Origin of the sequence: Seonamhaeicola sediminis (assembly GCF_004358095.2) — a bacterium.
In the GTDB taxonomy this organism is placed as follows: Bacteria; Bacteroidota; Bacteroidia; order Flavobacteriales; family Flavobacteriaceae; genus Seonamhaeicola; species Seonamhaeicola sediminis.
The window spans coordinates 538,909-562,701 of sequence record NZ_SMZJ02000001.1; the positions used below are offsets into that span (position 1 = coordinate 538,909).

Annotated in this window: 13 protein-coding genes; 2 read left to right on the forward strand and 11 right to left on the reverse strand. The window is 36.8% G+C overall.

Annotation, left to right across the window (positions count from 1 at the left end; all coding sequences use genetic code 11):
• Positions 1–3,057: a SusC/RagA family TonB-linked outer membrane protein gene (locus tag E1J38_RS01965; protein WP_133354420.1), complete on the reverse strand. Its 3,057-nt coding sequence runs from the start codon at positions 3,055–3,057 to the stop codon at positions 1–3.
• Positions 3,058–3,391: 334 nt separating this feature from the next.
• Between E1J38_RS01965 and E1J38_RS01970 the strand changes: the two genes are divergently transcribed.
• Together E1J38_RS01970 and E1J38_RS01975 are read left to right on the forward strand one after the other, a co-directional pair.
• The gene (locus tag E1J38_RS01970; RefSeq protein WP_133354418.1) at positions 3,392–4,249 is read left to right on the forward strand and encodes an inositol oxygenase family protein; all 858 of its coding nucleotides are present in this window, start codon (positions 3,392–3,394) and stop codon (positions 4,247–4,249) included.
• A 33-nt stretch (positions 4,250–4,282) separates the two neighbouring features.
• A complete protein-coding gene (locus E1J38_RS01975) occupies positions 4,283–5,857 on the forward strand; it encodes a solute:sodium symporter family transporter (RefSeq protein WP_133354416.1) in 1,575 nt (524 codons plus the stop codon).
• Positions 5,858–5,863: 6 nt separating this feature from the next.
• On the opposite strand, the gene E1J38_RS01980 is transcribed toward E1J38_RS01975, so the two are convergent.
• The 10 genes from E1J38_RS01980 to E1J38_RS02025 form a co-directional block, all read right to left on the reverse strand.
• Entirely contained in the window at positions 5,864–7,489 is a 1,626-nt protein-coding gene (locus E1J38_RS01980; RefSeq protein ID WP_133354415.1) for a UxaA family hydrolase, read from the reverse strand.
• 6 nt (positions 7,490–7,495) lie between these two features.
• Positions 7,496–8,947 (reverse strand): tagaturonate reductase, encoded by a 1,452-nt coding sequence (locus tag E1J38_RS01985; protein ID WP_133354413.1) that lies wholly within the window; start codon positions 8,945–8,947, stop codon positions 7,496–7,498.
• Between the two features lie 5 nt (positions 8,948–8,952).
• Complete coding sequence (gene uxaC, locus E1J38_RS01990) at positions 8,953–10,347, reverse strand: glucuronate isomerase (RefSeq protein WP_133354411.1); 1,395 nt, start codon at positions 10,345–10,347, stop codon at positions 8,953–8,955.
• 53 nt (positions 10,348–10,400) lie between these two features.
• On the reverse strand, positions 10,401–12,701 hold the full coding sequence (locus E1J38_RS01995; protein ID WP_133354409.1) for a GH92 family glycosyl hydrolase: 2,301 nt from the start codon (positions 12,699–12,701) through the stop codon (positions 10,401–10,403).
• Between the two features lie 237 nt (positions 12,702–12,938).
• Positions 12,939–13,352, reverse strand: a complete 414-nt coding sequence (locus E1J38_RS02000) for a VOC family protein (RefSeq protein ID WP_133354407.1) — start codon at positions 13,350–13,352, stop codon at positions 12,939–12,941.
• Positions 13,353–13,366: 14 nt separating this feature from the next.
• On the reverse strand, positions 13,367–15,997 hold the full coding sequence (locus E1J38_RS02005) for a GH92 family glycosyl hydrolase (RefSeq protein ID WP_133354405.1): 2,631 nt from the start codon (positions 15,995–15,997) through the stop codon (positions 13,367–13,369).
• A gap of 9 nt (positions 15,998–16,006) precedes the next feature.
• Positions 16,007–18,697 (reverse strand): GH92 family glycosyl hydrolase, encoded by a 2,691-nt coding sequence (locus E1J38_RS02010; RefSeq protein WP_133354403.1) that lies wholly within the window; start codon positions 18,695–18,697, stop codon positions 16,007–16,009.
• A gap of 15 nt (positions 18,698–18,712) precedes the next feature.
• Complete coding sequence (locus E1J38_RS02015; RefSeq protein WP_133354401.1) at positions 18,713–21,787, reverse strand: GH92 family glycosyl hydrolase; 3,075 nt, start codon at positions 21,785–21,787, stop codon at positions 18,713–18,715.
• Complete coding sequence (locus E1J38_RS02020; RefSeq protein ID WP_116524459.1) at positions 21,781–23,004, reverse strand: CaiB/BaiF CoA transferase family protein; 1,224 nt, start codon at positions 23,002–23,004, stop codon at positions 21,781–21,783. Before E1J38_RS02020 ends, E1J38_RS02015 begins: the two co-directional genes overlap by 7 nt.
• 11 nt (positions 23,005–23,015) lie before the next feature.
• Positions 23,016–23,792: an SDR family NAD(P)-dependent oxidoreductase gene (locus tag E1J38_RS02025; protein ID WP_133354399.1), complete on the reverse strand. Its 777-nt coding sequence runs from the start codon at positions 23,790–23,792 to the stop codon at positions 23,016–23,018.
• Between the last annotated feature and the right edge of the window lies 1 nt (position 23,793).

Consider the following 23,793-nt stretch of genomic DNA (forward strand, 5'->3'; position numbering starts at 1 on the left):
TTATAGTGATACATTTAATCCGAATAATACAACTTTAGTCATATAACCGGCTCCGTAAGAATTCTGTAATCCTGACTCTGGGTCTGGTCCCTCATAATCTGTAAAAACAAATGGATTTTGAATATCTAAAGACAATCTTGCACCATCCAATTGGATTTTATCTAAAAATGCTGAAGGCAAAGTATACGAAAATCCTATATTACCAACTTTTACGAAATCAAACGATTCGTAATAGTATTCACCAGGATGCGCATAAGATAGAGCTGGTCTAGAAGCATTAGGGTTGTTCGGCGTCCAATAATCAATATTAATCTTATTAAATTTAGCCTGATCATTTTGGTATGGTGCAAAATTTTGGTACCACTCGGAATGTCCAAGAGAACCTTGACGCGTATTAATTTGAATTCTAGCTTCAAAATTCTTGTATGTAAAGGTATTTGTCATACCTGCAATCCAATCCGGAGTAGGTGAACCAATAACCACTTTATCTTCATTGTTAATAACACCATCATTATTTTGATCTACAAACTTATATTGCCCAGGTCTTGCTCCAAAAGTAGCTGCCTCTGCATATTCATCTAATTGCCATATGCCATCATTTTCAAAAGAGAAGATTGCCGCAGGGTCTTCTCCTACTTTTGTCACACCATGACGTCCAAAAGGCACCTCTTCAACATCTCCATCTATTCTTAGGATTTCATCTCTATTTCTTGAGAAGTTAAAATTTGTTGTCCATTTAAAATTATCGTTTTGTATGTTGGTTGTATTCAATACAAATTCAAATCCTCTACTTCTTACTTCACCAAAATTTCCTATGGCACTACTAAAACCTGATAAGGCTAAAAGTGATCTTGGAAACAAGCTGCCATCAGTATCTTTATTGTAGTAATCCATAGTAATATTAACTCTACTATTCAACAAACTAAAATCAAGACCAACATTTGTTTCGGTAGATACCGCCCAAGTCAACTCGGTATTCGGTAACCCAGCTACAAATTGTGTGTTTACTAAGTCATCACCAAGCAAATAAGTTGAATTCCCTAAAAAAGACAAGGATGAGTAAGGTCCAACCGTATCAATATTACCCGTTTGCCCATAACTTAAACGAACTTTCATATTACTGAGCCAATCAATATTTTGCATAAAATCTTCTTCTGAAACTTTCCATGCTAAAGCTGCAGATGGAAAGAAATCCCACTTATTACCAACCGCTAAACGCGAAGCACCGTCATAACGCCCTGTTAAAGTTAGTAAGTATTTGTCTTTGTAGGCATAATTTACTCTGGCTGCAAAAGAGGCAATATTGTCCTTTAAAAACCCACTGTTATAATCGCGAATATCTAAACCAGCACGTGTATTAAAGAATAAGAAATTATCGGTATTTAAATTACGTGTTTGAATATCTCCTCTTTCAAATTCTCTTAGAAATAAAGAAGAAATTAAGGTAGCCTTTACATTATTATTTTCATCTAAATCAAAATTCATGTTAGCAATATTATCCCAAGTATAGGTAACCACGGAAGCTGAGTTATATACAGCACGTGTTCTGTTAGGTTCGTTCCTTGCTGCCTTGGTTAGCAATCCTCTAGATTCTCCATTCCTATCATAGGATACACTTGGTGAAAATTGTGTTTTTAAATCCAACCATTTTAATGGCTTGTATTGTAAAAAAGCATTAGCTATAATATCAAAACGTTTTGTGTTTAAGCGCCATGCTCCTTGTTCTTCATAGATTGGATTGATAAATCGTTGGTCTTGTTCATCTGGAATTAAATCTAAGGAACCATCATCATTAAATGGATTAACTGTAGGTGCTAAGCGAAATGAACTTCTAAACAATTCAAGACTCCCTTGTTCTCTTTCTGAATATGACAAATAAGCTTTTACTCCAAAAGTTAGTTGCTCATTAACTTTTTTACTAAGAGCTGCTGATAGATTATATCTCTCAAAAGCTTCAATGCCTACAACCCCTTCATCTTTTAAATAACCAATAGATGTGTTATAAACTAAACCATTTTCTCCTCCTGAAGCGGAAAGGGTGTGACTTGTTTGTATCCCAGTTTCTTGAAATAAACCAATCCAATCTGTATAATTTCTGTTTACAGCATTACTTTGTTCTTCTGCACCAATAAACTCAACCGTTGTATCTGGGACTATGCTGTTATAATCTGCTACGGTGGCTGGACCTCCATTCAGTAAATTAGCAAAATCTCTAGCACGAACAACATCATTTACAAAAGCAACATATTCATCACCATTGTAAAAATTAGGAACATTTACGGCGCTACGTACACCAAAGGTTGCATCGTAAGTAAAACGCGTTCTACCTTCCAAACCGTTTTTAGTTGTTATAATCACAACACCATTTGCTCCTCTTGCTCCATAAATAGCTGTTGAGGAAGCATCTTTCAAAACATCTATTTGTTGAATATCAGCAGGATTTAATGCAATAATATTATCAAAGAAAATACCATCAACTACATAAAGAGGTTGAGATAAATCGCTAAAAGGAGAGTCACTAACACCATCATTACCTTGATTATTATTCCGTATAGATCCATTTCCACGAATATTGATGGATAAAGGTGCCCCAGGTTTATTATTCAAGACCCGAACATCTACACCAGCCAGACGCCCCTGAATTGCCGACGCTACATCTGTTTTTCTTTGCTCTACAACATCATCACTTCCAATAGACACTACAGCACCAGTCAAATCTTTACGTTTAACTGCACCATAACCAATTACAACTACCTCGTCTAATTGCGCCGTATCTTCTTTCATTTGAACATTTAAAGGCGATTGTCCTGAATAAACAATCTCTAAAGTCTGGTACCCCAGATAAGAAAATACAATAACAGCTCCATTGGTAGCCTCAATTGTATAATTACCATCAAAATCTGTTGCAACACCTGTTGTTGTTCCCTTTATAAGGACATTTACACCCGGTATTGGCACATTTTGCTCGTCTGTTACAACACCTGATACAGTATCCTGCGCAAATGCTATAGACGAGACCCCTATAAATAGGGTTAATAATAGTTTAAGTTTTTTCATTGTAATTTAATTAGTTAATTCGTTAAAAATATTTCTGTGAAATTATATTAATGCCTTAAATAAGATATGTAATAATAACCCAAATACATGGATTAATTGATTAACCTAAATACTAATTATGTAAAATCTAATCGTTGCATGGCTAGTCTAAAAAGCTATAAAAGCTGTTTTGAATAACTCTTGTAGAATACACAAATAATCCATTTTTTTGAATTATTTGTCCTTTCCCAAAAATTGTTTAATCCTGTATCTTTGAAAAGACGGATTTAAACCATTAGCCTTTCTGGCAAATATACTATTGACATCAAACCCTAAATAACGTTAAATTTAAATTATGGAAAAATCTCCTTTAAAAAACATAGAGCATTGGGAGGAAGATATATTGAAACGATATCCTGATCCAGACCTTCCGAAAAAAGAAAAAGAGGATTTTAGAAATTACGAAGACTCTGACAGGGCAGAAACCGTCAGAGAATTCTATAGATTAAATCACACTTACCAAACCTATAATTTTGTATGTGAAAAAGAGGCCGATTTTTTAAAATTTAATCGCAAGGAAATGTCTTTATGGGAAGCTGTTGATTTCTTAAACACATTAGTGGATGATAGCGATCCTGATATTGATTTGGATCAACTACAACATTTATTACAAACCTCTGAAGCTATTAGAGCTGATGGACACCCAGATTGGTTTGTTCTAACAGGGTTCTTGCACGATGTTGGTAAAGTTTTATGTTTGTTTGATGAACCGCAATGGGCTGTGGTTGGGGATACATTTCCAGTGGGATGTAAGTTCTCTGATAAAATTGTACATGCTGAGTTTTTTAATGCAAACCCAGATTCCACAAACCCGAAATACAATACCAAATACGGAATCTATGAACCCAATTGTGGTTTAGATAATGTTAAAATGAGTTGGGGACATGACGAGTATTTATATCAAATTATGAAAGATTATTTACCTGAACCAGCGCTATACATTATTAGATACCACTCATTCTATGCGCAGCATCGTGAAAACGAATACAGTCATTTGATGAACGATAAAGACCATGAAATGTTTGAATGGGTGAAGGAATTTAACCCTTACGATTTATACACCAAAGCGCCCGTAAAACCTGATACTGAAGCCTTAAAACCTTATTACCAAGAACTTGTTAAAAAATACTTACCCGAAGTACTAAAATTTTAAAAAAGAACAACTAATTAAACCAGCTAAAGAATAATGCTTTACACCTATCTTGGATTTTTCGGATTCACCTTATTTGTAATAATCTATACAACATACAAACTCCGAAAAGACAAGTTTACAACATCGCAAGGTTACTTTTTAGCTGGAAAAAGTTTAACAGGTCCTATCATAGCTGGATCTATGATACTCACCAATATTTCTACCGAACATTTAATTGGAATGAATGGTAGTTCCTATAAAAATGGCATTATCATTATTGCTTGGGAAGTTACTTCTGCAATCGCCTTGGTGATTGCGGCCATTTATTTTATACCTAAATTCATTAAACTTGGAATTACTACCATTCCCGAATTTTTAGAAAAACGTTTTGATGGAGCCATACGCTCTATTGTTGCTTTTCTATTAATGTCTTCATTTGTGATAACCTTATTACCAATTGTATTATATTCAGGTGCTATAAACATTGAAAGCGTATTTGATTTTTCTGCCATATTTAACGTATCAAAGAGAGAATCGCTTATTTACACCGTACTAACCATTGGTATTCTGGGTTCAATGTATGCCATTTTTGGAGGTTTAAAAGCTGTTGCCTATTCCGATTCATTAAACGGTATAGGACTAATGTTGGGAGGTCTTCTTATACCCGTTATTGCTTTATATCAAATTGGTAACGGTAATATGTTTGAGGGTTTAAGCACTGTTTATGACTTTGCTCCTGATAAATTTGATATTATTGGAAAGCCGGATTCTGTGCTTCCATTTTCGGTCTTGTTTACTGGATTAATGATTAATCAATTATATTTCTGGGGGATGAACCAAGCCATTATTCAACGTGCCTTCGGAGCAAAAAATTTAGTAGAAGCTCAAAAAGGACTCATTTACACAGGTGCTTTAAAACTTTTTGTCCCTGCCATTATAGTCCTACCTGGCTTAATCGGATACTATTATTTTCGAGACACTTATTATGAAAACCCAGATTTGATATACCCCATGCTCGTAAAAAAGGTATTGCCGTCTTACCTTTTTGGCTTTTTTGCGGCCGTAATTTTAGGAGCTGTATTAAGTACTTTTAATAGTGTACTTAACTCTGCCAGTACTATTTTTTGCTTGGACATTTACAAAAAAATCATAGACAAAAATGCTTCGGATAAAAAACTAGTAAAGTATGGCAAGATATCATCTGTTGTTCTTGCTTTAATTGCAATTGCGGTGGCTCCAATGGTTTCTTATGCCCCTGAGGGTTTATACCAACTATTACAAGAACTTAACGGTATATTCTTTATACCTATTTCTTCTATCATCATTGCTGGTATTTTCTTTAAACAGATAAATACTATTGGGGCTAAAGCAGGACTGTTCTTCGGATTTACATTTTATATTCTAACAACTTTTATACTGAATCTAGATATTCACTTTGTACATTTATGGGGTATTGAATTTGTACTCAACTTCATAATCATGTTTTTAGTTTCTAGATTGTATCCGTCTCAAAAAACATCTGAATATTATCAAGAAACTGAACTTGAAGAAACTTCTTGGCCTAATGTAAAAATGTATGGTGCCGTATTGGTGTTTTTAACGGTATTGATTTACGTTTTACTGTCTTAAACAACTTTAAACAGACACACCTTTACGCCAAGGAATAAAATCGTTTTGACCTAATTCTTTTGCTTTTGGTTCTATATTACCGCTAGCTACTTCAATAATAAAATTAAGAAGTTCTTGTCCCATCTCATGAATACTTTTTTCTCCCCTTATAACAGGACCCGTTTCAAAATCTATGATATCAGGCATTTTTTGTTTTAACTCAGTATTTGAAGCCACTTTTATAACCGGAGCTATTGGGTTTCCCGTTGGCGTACCCAATCCTGTTGTAAACAAAACCATGTTTGCACCTGACCCCACAAGGCCCGTGGTACTTTCTACATCATTACCTGGTGTACACAATAAATGAAGCCCATGTTTAGATATATATTCGCCATAATCCAAAACACCTTCTATTGGACTATTACCTCCTTTTTTATAGGCTCCTGCAGATTTCATGGCATCTGTTAACAACCCATCTTTAATATTGCCAGGAGAGGGATTCATATCAAAACCAGAACCTACATTGATGAGGCTTTGTTCAAATGCCTTCATTAAATTCAAGAATTTAACAGCATCGTCATCATTTTTACATCTGTTTACCAATTCCTGTTCTACACCACATAATTCTGGAAACTCTGCAAGAATAGCTTTTCCTTTTAAAGCCACTAAAATATCCGAAACAACACCTAAAGTAGGGTTTGCAGAAATACCAGAAAACCCATCTGAACCACCACACTCCAATCCTAAAGTTAATTTGGAAAGCGGTGCTGGTTTACGTGTAATATTATTAGCCTTTTTAATTTCAGCAAAGGAATCTTTTATGATAACAGATAACATATCATCCACAGTCCCCATTTGTTGTTGCTCATAGATAAGTACCGGCTTTTTAAAGTTGGAAGCCATGGTATTTAAAGCATCTTTAAATATTTTGATTTGTAGGTTCTGACAACCTAAACTTAGCACAGTTGCTCCTGCTACATTTGGATTATTTACGTATCCTGCCAATAATTTTGCTAAACCTTCAGAATCTTGACGAATACCACCACAACCACCAGAATGAGTAATAAATCTAACTTCAACATTGTTGAACACATTTGACTGTGTATCATCCAATGCTATAGACGGCTCTTGACCATTAATCAAACCTCTTAACAACATTTGATGCGAACTGACTTGCTTTGGCCTAAGCTCGCTTTCAAAAATATCCTTTAAAAGCTCTATATTTCTATTTTCACAAAACACCAGAGGAAAAAACAACCATACATTTTCAGTTCCTACTTGACCATCTTCCCTATGATACCCCAAGAATGTTCTATTTTTCCATTTGTCAATATTCGGAGGATTCCAGTTGATTGACCCCGTTTTCTTCACGACCTTTTCAGCCTTATGGGTAATATTGTTTACCGTTAATACTTCTCCTTTTTTAATGGCTTCACTGACTGTTCCTACCAGAACACCGTACATCATAACCCTATCACCTTTTTCAAGATTTTCTAAGGCAATTTTATGTTTTCGTGGCGTATCTTTTAGAACGATAATCGAATCACTATGAAGTGTTAAGACTTCATTAGCCTTTAAATCCACCAAAGCCACTGCCACATTATCCGAAGCATTAATTTTTAAAAGTTTTTTATGGTGTAGACTGCTACTCATTGTATATCAATAGGATTTACTATACGACTCAAACCCTTTTTCAATACCATAACCATCTATGGTTTCTAAAGCAAGTGTAATAGCATCTTTCAATCCTTCTATTTTTGTTAAATCTTGTCCCCAAAACAACTCATTTGCCAGTACCTCTTGAGCCACTTTTCCATAGTTATTTGATTGCCAGATTAGTGATAGCTTTTGAGTTACATACTCATTATCATTAACAGGCGTTGATAAACCGTTATATTCGCCTTTGTAAAACCATATTAAACAAGCAAAAGCAAATGTTAAACGGGTTGGGATTTTTCCACATTTATCGAAATATGACAATAGACTTGGCAACACCCGAACTTTAAACTTCGATACCATATTCAAGGCTATACTGGACAAATTATGCACTATATATGGATTTTGAAACCTCTCGAAAGTAGCATTTGCAAAAGATTTTAGTTCATCTTTATCCATTTCCAAGGTATTGATAATTTCATCAAAAACCGTTTGTTTTACAAAGTTTGACGTAAAATCTACATCCATGGTTTGTTTCACGGTAGTATTTCCATAAAGTATCGATAAAGGGACCATTACTGTATGCGCCCCGTTAAGAATTCTAACCTTTCTTGTTCTAAAAGGCTGCATATCTGGCACAATCTTAACATCCAAATCTGTTTTTGAGAATGGCAACTTTCCCTTCAAACTTTCACCACCTTCTATGACCCAAAGAAAAAAGGTTTCAGCGTTAACAATTAATTTATCTGAATAGTTTAATTGCTTATTGTAATACTCAATATTATCCTTTGGAAATCCCGGAACTATTCTATCTACCAATGTATTATGAAAAGTGCATGCCTTGTCTATCCAATTTTTAAAATTCCCCTCTAAATTCCATAGGTCAACATACTTTAAAATGACAGCTTTCAAGGTATCTGCATTATAATTTATCAACTCACATGGAATAATGCTTAACCCTTTGGAAACATCGGCCTTAAACCAGTTGTACCGTTCTAATAAAAACAAGGTTAATTTAGCAGGAAAAGCACTTGGAGGTATCATATCTTGAGTGTCTGATGGAATAAAACTAATACCTGCCTCGGTTGTGTTCGAAATAACAAACTCTAAAGTTTCGGTTCTTGCTAATTCTAAAAAGTTATTAAAATCTGAATAAGGGTTTATGCTTTTTACAATAGTGTCTATTAATTCGACTTCATTAACTGCTTTACCGTTTTTAAACCCTCTCATAAACAGCGTGTACAAGCCATCTTGTTCATTCAATATGGGAATCAATCCTTTATTTATAGGCTGTACAACTGCTATACCTGCATTGAAATCAGTAAATTTATTTAGCTCATTGATTGCATATCCAACAAAAGCACGAAGAAAATTCCCCTCACCAAACTGGACAATTTTTATCGGTTTGGGATCACTACAACTAATGTTTTTTCTATTTAGCGATGGTTTATGCATACCTATTAAAAATTAAAGTATTTCTTAGCGTTATTATAACAAATGTCCGACACCATACCCCCAACTAAACCCATATCATTGGGCAATTCTCCACTCTCCATTTCCTTACCCAAAATATTACAAAGCACCCGCCTAAAATATTCATGCCTGGGAAACGACAAAAAACTCCTAGAATCCGTTAGCATGCCAACAAAACAGCTCAAGAGTCCCATATTAGAAAGCGCATTTAATTGTTTGGTCATACCATCTTTTTGGTCTAAAAACCACCAACCAGAGCCTAATTGCATCTTCCCTTTTATACTACCGTCATTAAAATTCCCAATCATTGAAGCGAACACTTCATTATCAGCTGGATTAAGATTATATAAAATGGTTTTAGTCAGTTTATCATTATTATCCAGAGCGTTCAAAAATTTTGAAAGGCTTTGTGCTTGTGTATAATCCCCGATAGAATCCCAACCTGTATCAGGCCCTAACATGCTATGCATCCGCGCATTATTATTTCTTAAGGCTCCTAAATGAAACTGTTGTACCCACCCAAAAGCATGGTAGGTTTCTCCTAAAAATAATAAAATAGCACTTTGGAACTTTACAGCCTCTTTTTCACTGATAGATTTGTTTTCTCGCCTCTTTTTAAAAATAGCATCAACCTCTTTTTCAGTAAAGTTTTCACAGCTAATTTGGTTCAATCCGTGGTCACTTAATTTACATCCGTTAGCATCAAAAAAGGTAATTCTATCATGTAAAGCGTCGCATAAATCTTTAAAGGTATTTATGTCTTTTTCAACACATTTAGCTAAGGTATTTATATAATCATTATATCCTTCATTTTGAATTAGAATACTCTTATCTGGTCTAAAAGATGTACTAACTTTCACCTCTAAAGTTGAATGTTGTAATTGTTTATGATACATTAAGTCATCTATTGGGTCTTCTGTGGTGCAGACTATTTCGGTATTAGCCATTTTCAGTAAATTTTGACAGCTAAATGACTTTGAACTTAGTTTTTCAAGCGTATCGTGATAAATACTTTCGGCTGTATTCGCATTCAATAAGTCATAAATATCGAAGTATCTTGCGAGTTCCAAGTGCGTCCAATGATACAACGGATTTCTTAATGTAAATGGTACAGTTTTGGCCCATTTATTAAATTTATCTTTGTCTGAGGCATTGCCCGTAATATATCGTTCGTCAATCCCTAAAGTTCTCATGGCACGCCATTTGTAGTGGTCGCCATGTATCCAAACCTGAGTTAAATTCCCAAAAATGGTATCCTCGGCAATATCCTTTGGCGATAAATGATTATGATAATCTATTATGGGTTGATTTTTGGCATAATTGTGATAGAGTTCTTCTGCAAACCTATTTTGTAACAAGAAATTTTCGTGTATAAATTTCATAAGAAATAGCTTAAGTTATGTATGATGCTCGCTTTTGAAACTGAGTATATCGATTATTCTGCAGTCATCTCAAAAACCAATTCCCCACCATTCAAAATCTCATCATGGGTAATATATTCTCTATCTAATACTTCACCATTTAACGTAACGGAATGCACGATATAATTGGTATCACTCAAATTTTTGGCGGTCATGGTAAAAGTTTTTCCATTAGGAAGATTAATAATAGCTTCCTCTATTTGTGGTGCACCCAAAACATACTCGCCACCTGTTGGATTTACGGGATAAAACCCTAACACTCCAAACATATACCATGCAGACATTTGCCCACAATCGTCATTACCCATCAAGCCATCGGGTTTTGTATAGTAGTACTCGTCAATTAAGGTTTTTATTATTTTATCTGTTTTATGGGGTCTGTCACTAAATTTATAGAGATACGGCACATGATGACAAGGTTCGTTTCCATGCCAATACTGTCCGTAAGTCCCATGAATATTCCAAACTAAAGTACGCACCTCTGGTTTTTCTTTGGAATAAAACATCGCATCCAGCTTATCGCCAAATGCTGTTTTACCTCCCATTATATTTACCAAACCAGGAATATCATGCAACACATGAAACTGATAATGAAATGCATTACCCTCTGTAAAATCTGAACCTTCCAACCATTCGCCTACAACTTCGGTTACATCAACATCGGTTTTAAATTCGCCCTTGGCATTTTTACCTCGCATAAAACCACTTTCTTTATCATACACATTTTTATAAAAAGATGCTCTATTTCTTAAAAATTTGGCTTTCTCGGTTTTACCCAATTTTTCTGCTAGTAAAGCACCAGCATAGTCATCATACGTGTTTTCTAAAAGTCGAGATACAGTTTCCCTCCCGTCGTCAATACTAGATAATTTTACGTCATAAGGAATATAGCCAAAGGAGTCTACAAGCTTTACATGGTTTCGGTAGTGTTCTTTAGTTAGCGATGTCCAAACGGCATCAAAAATTTCGTCATCGGTATAGCCTTTAGACTTAATGCCTTTTAAGTAAGCATCTACCAATACAGGTACCGCATGATTGCCTACCATAGTATGAGTTTCTTGCCCCCATAATTGCCATCGTGGTAAGTATTTATTCGCTTCTTTTGGGTTCAAGGAATCGGCTTTCATATACTTGTAGCTATCCAACATTGAGGTATTGATGTCGCTAACCAAGTCTGGACTTAACATAGTGTACATGGGGTTGGCCGCTCGGTAGGTATCCCATAACGACAAGGTTGAATAGTATTTACCCGCAGTGGCCTGCTGAACTCCAGAATCTGAACTCCTAAATTTACCATCTACATCGGCAATGTTGTTAGGCTGAATATATAAATGGTACAAACTGGTATAGAATGCCTCTTTTTTATCCTCATCGCCTTTAAGATTAAACTTGCCTAAAATATCATTCCACTTTTTATTGGTGCTTGTTCTTACGTTATCAAAACTATTCCATGTGGGTATTTGTGCCTCCAAATTCTTTTTGGCCTCTTCTATACCAACGGTTGAAACACCTATTTTCACCTCTAGCGTTTTACTGTCTTCCATTTCAAAATCCAAAATATACCGCGGTGCTTTTTCTTCTTTGGCATTAGGTGATGGCAATTTGTTTTTACTATTAATCTTTTTATTGAATTTTATAACATAATACAAATCGCGATGCGCCCAAACACGTGCTTTTCGGTATCCGCTTAGTGTGTAATCGTCTTCAAATTGCTGATGCGCTTCTAAAATATTGAGTGGAATTTCGTTAATATCCCAAGAGACGCCATATTGTAAATCTATAAGTAACTTAGCGTTTTCAGGATCATCAAAAGTATATCTGTGATAAGCAACATGCTCTGAAGCCGTAAGCTCTACTTGTACCTTAAAATCATCTAAATACACTTTATAATACCCTGGTGTTGCAACTTCACTTTCTTTTTTATAGGTTGATTTATAATTGAATCTAGAATTAGAATTGATGGTATCTGTATTTAAGGGTTGCAACAAAATATCGGACATTGACGGACACCCCACGCCATTTAAATGGGTTTGGGTAAAACCGATAAGCCAAGGGTCGTTGTACTGATAGCCAGCAATATGGTCCATTTCGTAACCTTCGTAGTGGGTGTTGTAGGATTCTGGACTTGGTTGTACCATACCCAAAGGTGTAGTAGCCCCTGGAAAGGTGTGCCCTTCGTTTTGAGTGCCAATAAATGGGTTTACGTAAACAGTATAATCTTTCGGTACTTCTTTAGTTTCACATGAAAGGATTAACGTAAAAAAAATGTAAACTACACTTTTTACTACCGTATTTAGATGTATTATTTTATTCATTGATATCTTTTTATTTTGAAAGTATTCTCAATTTTTTTTACCTAATCAGAAACCTAGCGAAACAGATATATTTTGTCTAGTAAAACTATAATTTGTATTACAGTTGATGGTGCATAGATTCACCTAATTCATGGACATTCTATTCAAGACTAAACTCACAAGCCACTTGCTTAGATTAGAAACTCAAATTACACCAAAACCAATCAAACTTAATAAGGAGTATATACTCAGTCATTTTTATTCTGAAAACACTTCGCTATCATTTACAAAAGATTTAAACTCAATTGGGTTTCCGCTAAAATCAAAAACAAACATAGTCATTTGCTCTCCAACTTTTCCTTCGTAACGTTTTTGGGGTTTTATAACAAAATCAATGTTTGCTGTTTCTAATTTCTTTTGAACTCTTTTAAATTCATTTTTAGCCAACAGACACCCAAAATGAGGAATGGGTACATGCACGCCATCTACTTTTCCGCAATAGTCCAATTCTGGAAAATTATCGCTTAAATGAGCAGAAAGTTGGTTCCCAAAAAAATCGAAATCTATCCATGATTCGGTTGACCTTCCTTCTTTACACCCTAGTATTTCCACATAAAATTTTCGTGTCGATTGAATATCTTTCACCTTAAAAGCAAAATGAAATGCTCGCATAATGGTCTTGAGTTTTATACTGCATCTTTACCCCATGATATATTAGGTTCTGGCCCTAATTCAAAAACCATCTCCCCTCCCTTAATTAAATCGTCATGATGCAACCAACTTTTGTGATACGGTTGTCCATTTAAAGTTACCGATTGTATATAACAGTTTTCTTTTGAATTGTTTTCTGTAGTAATTTTAAAGGCTTTTCCATGACCAATATTTATAGATACCTCATCAAAAATGGGACTGCATAGTTGATACACTGGTGTTCCTGGACAAGCGGGGTAAAATCCCATAGCTCCGAAAACATACCATGAGGAAACTTGTCCGCAATCGTCATTTCCAGGTAAACCACCCACATCATTAAAAAAGTATTTTGCCAACATATCGCGCACTACTTTCTGTGTACGCCATGGTGCGCCCACGCTGTTGTACATATATGGTGCGTGCATTGAAAATTCATCGCCCACATAATACATATCATTGGCGAAAAAATGATCAAGAAAATCGATTAGTTTTTGATGACCTCCCATAAACTCTGCCAATCCTTCAATATCGTGTGGTACTAAAAGCGTATGGTTATAATAGTAATTTTTGGTATCTTCCTCTGTACCTTGCGCCCAAACACTAATGGATTTATCAAAGGGAGAAAGCCATTCACCATCTTTCGTTTTACCACGAACCAAACCTGTTTCTTTATCCAATACATTGATATATCGTTTGGAACGTTGCATATATTCTTTATGGGCATCCTCTTTCCCTAAGGCTTTAGCCATTTGTGCGATGCAATAATCATCATACGAAAACTCCAAAGTTCTGGCTACTGGTTCTCCATAAAACCCAAAAATATCTGTTGGCACGTAGCCAATGGTATTGAAATAATCGATTCCCACACGACCTGAAAATCCTCGGTCTCCTTTTTGATTCGCATTTTTGAGCATAGACTCAAAGGCTAAATCGGTATCAAAACCTCTAATACCTTTTACGTAAGCATCTGCAACTACCGCATCAGCATGGGTACCCATCATTATGTTTCGGTACCAAGGATTTGGCCACTTGGGCATCCACCCACCCTCTTGAAACGCGTTTAACATACCGTTTATCACATCGGTTGTTTCATCGGGTTTTATGATAACCCATAGCGGATGCAAAGACCTGAAGGTATCCCACAGCGAAAGATCTGTATACATTTGTCCGCCTTCATGTACTTGAAAATCAAACGGACTAAAATACTTCCCGTCTTCATTTAGATTTCTCGGATTCACAAAACATTTGGTAAGTGCCGTGTAAAAGATAGCTTTATCGTCTTCGCTACCTTCTACTTTAATTTTATGAAGTTCCGCCTCCCAAAGTTGTGCTTGTGCGTTCACCGCTTTATCAAAATCAAAATCTGGAAATTCGTTTTGCATATTAGCACGGGCTTGTGCGATGCTAATTAAGGAAGTAGCAACTTTAACTTTAACTTTTTCACCGTAAGATGTTGCAAAAGATACGTAAACCGCATTGCCATCAGCACCTTTTAATGCCATTTTAGAACCTAATTTAGCGTCTAGTGCTTTCGGTTCTTTACACCTCAAATGCATTTCGGTTGAACTGGAACCATCGTAATATTTGATTTTTAATGCGTAAGACTCACCGGCCTTCATATTCATGGCAAACGAATTTGTGCTCGTCGCTCGGTATTTCCACTCGTCAATAACCAAAGAATCATTCACATACATTCTTGTGCCATCTTTTGTAATGAGTTCAAAAAGGTGTTCTCCAGAATGCTTAGGAATAAAATTCGCTTTGTAAATGACTGAGAAGAAATCTGCCCTAACACCTTCAGCAGGTGCTTTCAACCAATCAAAATTTAACTTTTTATGGGTAGTGACAACTTCGGGCTGACCTTCAAATTTATCATTATTATAATATTCAGCCTTGAAGCCCTCAGGAACTAAATCCTCATCAACAACCTTAGGAAGCAAATCAACCTTAAAAACTTCAAAAGGCTTATCAAACTTAGCGACCCAATGGTTTCTGAAATGACCTGCTATGGTGGTGTAACCCTCTATTTCATTGCGCTCGGGTATGACCTTGTAATTTCCAGGAACATATACACCGTCAAATAACACGGTGGATGCGTCCGACTGTGGAAATGTAAATTGAAAGAATGCCGTTTTAGCCGAAGCTGTAAATTCTGTTTTAATATTATAATCATCTAGCATCACCGAATAATAATGCGGTTTTGCAATTTCATTATCGTGACTAAATTTTGAAGCGCGCTCTTCAGCATCAATCTTAACTTTACCTGTTAGCGGCATGACGCACATAGGCCCCCAATCGCCTGTAACCGAACCGTTGGGGTAACGGGTACCTCTAAAACCCTGTATCTTTTCTTGGTCGTACCAATATGGCACAGGAACCGTAATAACACGCTTGGTAAACAGTGCCGTTTGTGGCGTCCAATGGGTTAATGCCGACGGGTTTCCAACAATAGGCGATACATAACCTAAAGGCTCCTCTACCTCGGTTACCGTAATGTCGGCAATACTTGGTGCTGTTCCCACTCTGGTATCTACATAGTTTAATACTGATGGTGTTTTTTCTGTATTAGTGCAGGCGTAAAATGTTATTAAAATGAATACTATTAAGGTTTTCAAAATATTTTTCATAAACCTAGTCTAATTGGTTAACGGCTTACTGATAGACACATGCCTATCCTTTAACTTAGTTCCCCACGCTTTGTTTGGTTCAGGTCCCATTTCGAATTCTAGTGTGCTACCGGCCATAATATCATCATGATGAATCCATGATTTTGTGTAGGGCTTCCCATCAAGGGTTGCCGACTGGATATACACATTTTCTTTTGAATTGTTATGTGCAATGATGGTAAATTGTTTTCCGTTGGATAATTTCAAACTAACTTTATCAAACATGGGGCTTCCAATTTGATACGTTGGGCTACCAGGACATGTGGGATAAAAGCCCATACTCCCAAAAATATACCACGACGACATTTGTCCGCAATCTTCATTACCCGGTAACCCTCCAGGACCCGAAGAAAAGTTTTCGTTGAGTAAGGTTCTAATTAGTTTTTGGGTTTTCCAAGGTGCGCCAATGTAATTATACAAATAAGGCGAGTGCATGGAATACTCATCGCCCACATAATAAAAATCGTTTTCAAAAAAATGGTCTAGGTAGGCTTCAAGAGCCTTATCGCCTCCCATAAAATTGGCGAGCCCTTGTACGTCATGTGGCGCAAAAAGTGTAATATTTCTAAAATAATTTTCCCTATCCTTATCAGAACCATACGCCCAACCACTAATAGAAGGGTCAGTAGCACTACGCCAGCTTCCATCGGCATTTCTACCTCGTACCAACTTTGTTTCTGGGTCTAAAAAGTTTTTGTAATAAAGTGAACGCTTTATGTATTCTTCGTATACTGCTTCTTTACCCATAGCTTTGGCCATTTGTGCAATACAATAATCATCGTAGGCAAACTCTAAAGTTCTAATAGCCGACTCACCGTGCTTATCAGTAGGCACATAACCTAACTTTTGGTAGTCTAAAATGCCTACACGCGCCACGTAATGACCGGTACCAGGTGTTGTGCCATTTTTTAACATGGCTTCAAAAACCTTTTCTGAGTCATAATCTCGAATGCCCTTAATGTAGGCATCGGCAACAACCGCATCGGCATGGGTACCATGCATGATATTGGAATACCCCGGACTGGGCCACTTGGGCATCCATCCACCTTCATCATATGAATTTAATAGGGCGGTAATCATTTCTGAAACCTTTTCAGGCTCAAGTAAAATTAGTAAAGGGTGCTCTGAACGAAAGGTGTCCCAAATTGAAAAATCGGTGTACATTATCCCGGGCATCACCTTGCCATTGAAAGCACTGTAGTGGTAACCATCTTCTGTGATGTTTCTTGGTAACAATAAACTACGCTGTAAGGCTGTATAGAAAATTTTCTTTTGGTCTTCTGGTCCTTCAATTTGTATTTTTTCTAAGGCCTTATTCCATGCCTCTTTAGTGGCTTGTGACGTTTTCTCAAAATCCCAATGGTTAATTTCACTTTCTAAATTATTTCTTGCTTGGGCTATGTTTATAAAAGAGGTACCTAACTTTACCTGAACTTTTTCGTCCGCTTCCGTTTTAAAAGAAACATGAACCGCCGAGGCCTCAGCCCCATTTGTAGCCATTTGCATTAATTTAGATGCATTAAAAGATGTGGGTTGCGCACAACCAAATTTTAATGTTCCTCCGCCATAATTATCATAGTATTCAATTTTTACTTTATAAGATTCGTCAGCCTTCAAATTCATACTAAAATCATCTGTGGTTGCACCTCGATTAACCCAAGAATCAATGACTAATGTATCGTTGACAAATAAACGAACGCCATCATCTGAAGTCACATAAAATGTATGTTGACCAGATTGTTTTGCAATAAGCTCTCCCGTATATCTCACTGAAAACAGGTCTGCATTGATAGTACTAGCCGGGGCTCCCGACCATTCGAAATCAATGGAGGAATCTATGCGCTGTAAATTCGGTTTTCCCGAAAGTTCCATATTATTGTAGAATTCTCCCTTAAACCCATCAGGAAATAGCTGAACTGTTCTACTTAAATCTGGCTTTGCCATTAGGGCAAAATCCTCAAAAGGTTTACTAAATTTTGCAACAAAATAAGATGCAAATTCTCTGCCTGTATAACCTTTATTACCTGCTCTACCAGTGTTGTCGGTATAGCCTTCTATTTCATTTTTTTCTGGATTGACACGAAAGTATCCGTGCGCCTCGGGATTATCAATAACAATATGAGACGCATCAGATTTTGGAAAGGTAAATTGTAAAAACTTGGCTTTAGATACTGCTGTAAGTTCTGCCTTAATATCATAATCATCGAGTATTACCGAATAATAATGAGGTTGTGCTATTTCATAGTCATGGCTAAAATTGGATGCTCGGTCTTCAGGAGTTGTCCTTAACTCGCCCACCATTGGCATTATGGTCAAAGGGCCATATTCAGACATGGAAGCCCCATTGGGATAATGCGTACTGCGGAATCCTTGTATTTTTTCGTTCTCCCACCAGTACGGAATATCTTTTGTTGTGGTTTGTGGGGTTATTTGAGTCATGGCAAATGGCAAACCAACGCCTGGATACACATGACCTTGTGGCAATTCTGCCTGACTCAAGGTCGATTTACCAGACCATGGTTTTGTTCCTATTCTGGTGTCTATATAATCTATAAAACCAGAATCGCTGGTATTATTATTCTTCGTAGTCTTAGAACAGGAAGTTATTACAAGTACCAAGATTGAGAAAGGTACAAACCAAAAAATATTTCTTTTAGTCATTTTTTTAAAAGTATTTTATTGTACTAATATTTCATCTATAAAAATCCAGTGATTCTTACCCGACCCAACATGCCAATTAGGAATTGATTTATTCTTAAAAGTGAATTTCACATATCGGCACAACTCTGGAGAAAAAGATATATTGGGCCTTTCAATGTATCTTTTATTAAGATTTTTAGAAGGCGTATTGGTTTTCACTCTTCCAACTTCTCTAAATTCCTTATTATCGGAAGACACTTGTACAATAATTTCGTCCGGATTGAATATCCATTGTCCTGTGTCAACAAGAAATCCCGGTCTAACTTTTTTTATCCACCGTTCACTTCCAAAATCAATTTCAACCTCCATATCCTCTTCATTTATTCCGGTCCAAAAGCCATCTCCAAAACTATTTGACCCCAATACTCCATCAATTAACTGTACGCCATTAGGGTTTCCATATCCAAGCCCTTTCTGACTTACCTCTATTTTGGGGAGTTTGGTTTTTGGGTTATACATAATTCCCTTCATATAAGTAGCTTCAAAAGTTCTACTCGCTTCTAAACCTTCTTTAAATGCCTTTGCTTTTATGGTTGTTTCATTATTGAGGATTAAGGGAGCATTATATACTTTAGAATTGATATCTGGCGCACTACCATCTAAAGTATACCTTATAATGGCACCTTCGGTATTACAATATAAATTTACTTTTTTGCTTTGCGCAAAACATAATTCTTTATCTGTTGTGTATGGAATACTCACCATGCGATTTATATACAGATTGTAATCAACATCCGCTTTCATACCAACCATACCTGACAGATCGTTATCACTATTCGCCCAGGTTTTATTGGGCTGGTTACCCATTTCCAATACAAGCTCGCCACCAGAAATTATTTGGTTGTATGTTATATATGGCTTGGTGTAAACCTCTCCATTCAAGGTTGCTGATTGAATGAAAACATTTTCCCTTGAATTATTTTTTGCAACTACTACAAACTCCTTTCCATTCTCCAAAACAAGACCTGCCTTTTTAAACGCTGGCGACCCTATCTGATATTGATTACTACCGGGACAAACGGGATAAAACCCAAGAGAACTAAATACATACCAAGCCGCCATTTGGCCTAAGTCATCATTATTATCTAAACCATCTGGGACATCTCTGTAAAATTTCGGCATGATTTCCCGCACTAATTTTTGTGTTTTCCATGGCTCTCCTGCAAAGGTGTATAAGTAAGACATGTGGTTTGAAGGTTCGTCTCCATGGCCATATTTTCCAATAAAGCCCGAAATATCAACATGTTGCCCTCCTGAAATCTTGGTACTATCAGTAAAAACACCATCTAACCAATTGGCAAAGTTCTTTTTACCACCGTGAAGCTTCATTAAATACCCCATGTCATGCGGAACATAACTTGAATACCCCCAAATGTTTCCAGAAATATAGTTTTTAACCAAACCCTCCCATTGGGTCATATCCATTTCTAACAGTTTTCCTGTTTCAGTTAAGGGAAGCAGATATCCGGTCTCCTTATCGAAGCTATTTCTATATCCTTTACTTCGTTTTTGAAACAATTTCAGGTCTTCTTGTTTGTGTAATTTTTTAGCAACCTCAGCAATGCACCAATCAAAGTAATTATATTCGGTGGTTTTGGAAACAGACATACCAATACTTGCCGGTACAAAATCCATTTCTATGTAATATTCCATACCATTTTCTCCGTAGGGACCACTATGCTTATCTAATTCAAAAGCGGCATCTCGCATTGCTATATATGCAGATTCAACATCAATTCCAGGCAAATCTTTTACAATAGCATCTGCCATGACCGATACGGTATTATGTCCAATCATACAAACATTGTCAAATCCAATACATTCCCATACCGGTAGGCCAACTTTGGCATCTGTATAACGCGAAGTAAGACTGTTAACAAAATCAACCACTTTTTCTTGTTCTACTAAAGCCATTAATGGGTTTTGTGCACGGTATGTATCCCAGGTTGAGAAATTGCTATATTGTTCAAAATCGGAATGGTATTTTTTTCCTTCCACAATATATTCGCCTGTTACATCAGATATAAGGTTTGGAGAAATCATGGTACGGTATACGGCTGTGTAGAAGCTTCTTAAATCAGAAACACTTTCTGTTTCTATTGGGAATTTATTCATTTTCTGCTCCCAAACTTTTTGTGCTTCCACTAGAGCTTTGTCAAAAGATTTTGTCTTCGCTTCAGCATCAAAATTGGCTTTTGCTCCTTCATAACTAACGTAAGATATAGCAACTTTAACATCCACCTGTTCTCCCGCTTCCACATCAAAACTAACAAATGCCTTTACTTTTTTATCATCGGCAGATGTTGTTGCTGGAATTATAATATCGTTTATGGCTATCCCTTTCTCCTTGAATTTTTTGGAAAACTGTGCATAAAAATAAACATTCCGAACACCGGCGGCGCCATTGGAACGTTTATAACCTTTTATTTCATTGTCAGAAATAAATTCAATTCCTGAACCATATAAATACTCACCCAATTGATGAGACGCATCTATGATGATATTGCCTTTACCAGCCTGATTATAGGTATAACGATGAAACCCTACACGAGGACTTGCAGTAAGCTCTACTTTTACATCATAATCGTCAAGGATTACAGAATAGTATCCAGCTGAAGCCTCTTCTCTGTCATGTGAAAACCGGGAACGAAAACCACTATCAGGATCTTCTTCAGTACCATCTTTAATTTTTACGCTACCCACGGTTGGCATTAACAGAAAATCACCTAAGGCTGTTAAACCTGCCCCGCTTATGTGGCTATGGGCAAAGCCTTTTAAGATTGAATCAGTATAATGATAACCTGAATTCCAATCCCAACCCTTTAGGTCGTTACTAGGACTTAGCTGAACCATACCAAACGGAGTTGTAGCTCCAGGAAAAGTGTGGGCATGAGCATCAGTGCCAATCATGGGGTCTACATATTGAATATAGCCGTTATAAGTTTCTTTTTCAGGTTTCTTAGAACACCCAATTATGCAAATACAGATGCTAATCATTACAAGATTAAGACTGTAGTTTTGAATTTTGAAAATCGATAATTTACCTAACATGAGTTGTCACTTTTATTAATCACTTCTGAAGAAATAATATTATCATCGGTTAACTTTTTGATAGCTTCGGAAGTATATCCTAGCGCCTCTAAAATTTCTTGGTTATGTTGACCTAACATAGGAGACGGTCGACTAATCTTTCCTGGTGTTTCACTCATTGTAAACGGAATATTAGTTACTTTAACCTTTCCTGCTTTAGGATGCTCTACCTCAACAAAGGTATTATTGTGAATGACTTGGGGGTTATGCTCCACCTCAGATTGGTCATACACCCTTGCTACCCATAAATCTAAACCTAACATAATTTCTAACCACTCATCGGTGGTTTTGGTAACGGTTATGGTTTCAATAATGCTGTGAATCTCATCGCGTTGGTTATAAAGCACTTTGGGATCGTTGTATTGCATTAGAGTGTTATCGCCCAACGCTTCTACTAATTTTGGCCAAGGACTCATGGCAATGGTCAAATACCCATCTTTTGTTTTATAGGTTCCAAAAGGTGCACCGTTTCCAGGGTGGCCAATGCCCGATTCAGGACGTTCAAATTTAGTACCCAAATTTTGAATGGCGAAAAAATCCTGCATTTGAAATGCGATGGCCGATGATAATAAATTGGTCTTTATTTCTTGCCCCTTTCCTGTACGCTCTCTGTAAAATAAAGCTGATAGAATGGCATACACTGAATTGAGTCCGTTTACTTGGTCGCATAACGCAGTTCCTAATGCTACTGGTCCGTAAGACGCTTTTCCGCTAGTCATGATGGCACCACTAACAGCCTGCACCAACAAATCTTGTCCAGGTCGGGACAGGTAAGGCCCATCGGCCCCCCAACCACTTGCAGAACAGTAAATGATTTTAGGGTTTATTTTTTTTAAATCGTCATAGCTATAGCCCAAACGTTTCATGACACCGGGGCGAAAGTTCTCAACCACCACATCGGTTTCCTTAGCAAGTTTATAAATTATCGCTTTGCCCTCTTCAGATTTAATGTCGATAGCCAAGGAGCGTTTGTTCCTGTTCCATGCCATAAAACAAGGCGACTCATCGCCTGCTATCCATTTGTTGAAGAAGGTCATACCTCTGTAAATATCTCCGGTGCCGTTGCGTTCCACTTTGATGACATCGGCACCTAAATCCCCCATCATTTGGGTGGCGTAAGGCCCTTGTAGTAATTGAGAAAAATCTAAAACCTTTACACCTTCTAGGGCTTGTTGCATTTCATATGTGTTTAATTTTCAAAATATCGAGGCAAAGTAGTTAAGCCCCCATCTATAATTATATCCTGTCCTGTTATAAATTGCGCCTCATCGGATGCTAGGAAAACGGCTGTCATAGCCACTTCTTCGGGTAGCCCTAATCTTAGCATCGCCGCTTGATTAATGCTACCTTTTAAAAAGCCTTCGCCTTCGGTTTCAACACGTTTTTGATTCATTGGGGTAAGAATTGCACCCGGCGAGATGGTATTGAAGCGTACGTTTTCCGACCCAAATTGTCCTGCTAATTGATTGTGCATCGAAAGAATGCCTCCTTTGGCCGCCGCATAGGCTGTCCAATTATCCCAGCTCCTATGTGCTTGGGTTGAAGATAAGGTAATGATGCTTCCGGATTTAGCTTTTACCATATAAGGCAATACGGCTTTTATACCTCGAAAAACACCTTTCAGGTTGATGTTCATGAGCATATCCCAATCGCTTTCTGGCATATCGCGAACATCTCCAGGTATGGCTACGGCCGCATTGTTCACTAAAACATCAATCTTATGGAATTTATCAATAGTAGCTTTTACTAAACGACCAATAGCTTCGGTACTACCTACATCACATTGATGGCTTATCACAGAACCTCCTTCCGCTTCAATAGCCTTAGCTTCAGTTTCACATTTCAACCCATCAATATCGCACATGACCACATTTGCACCTTCCTTAGCAAAAGCTTTACTAATAGCCAAACCTATACCGTCTGCAGCTCCTGTAACAATGGCGACTTTATTTTCTAAACGACTCATT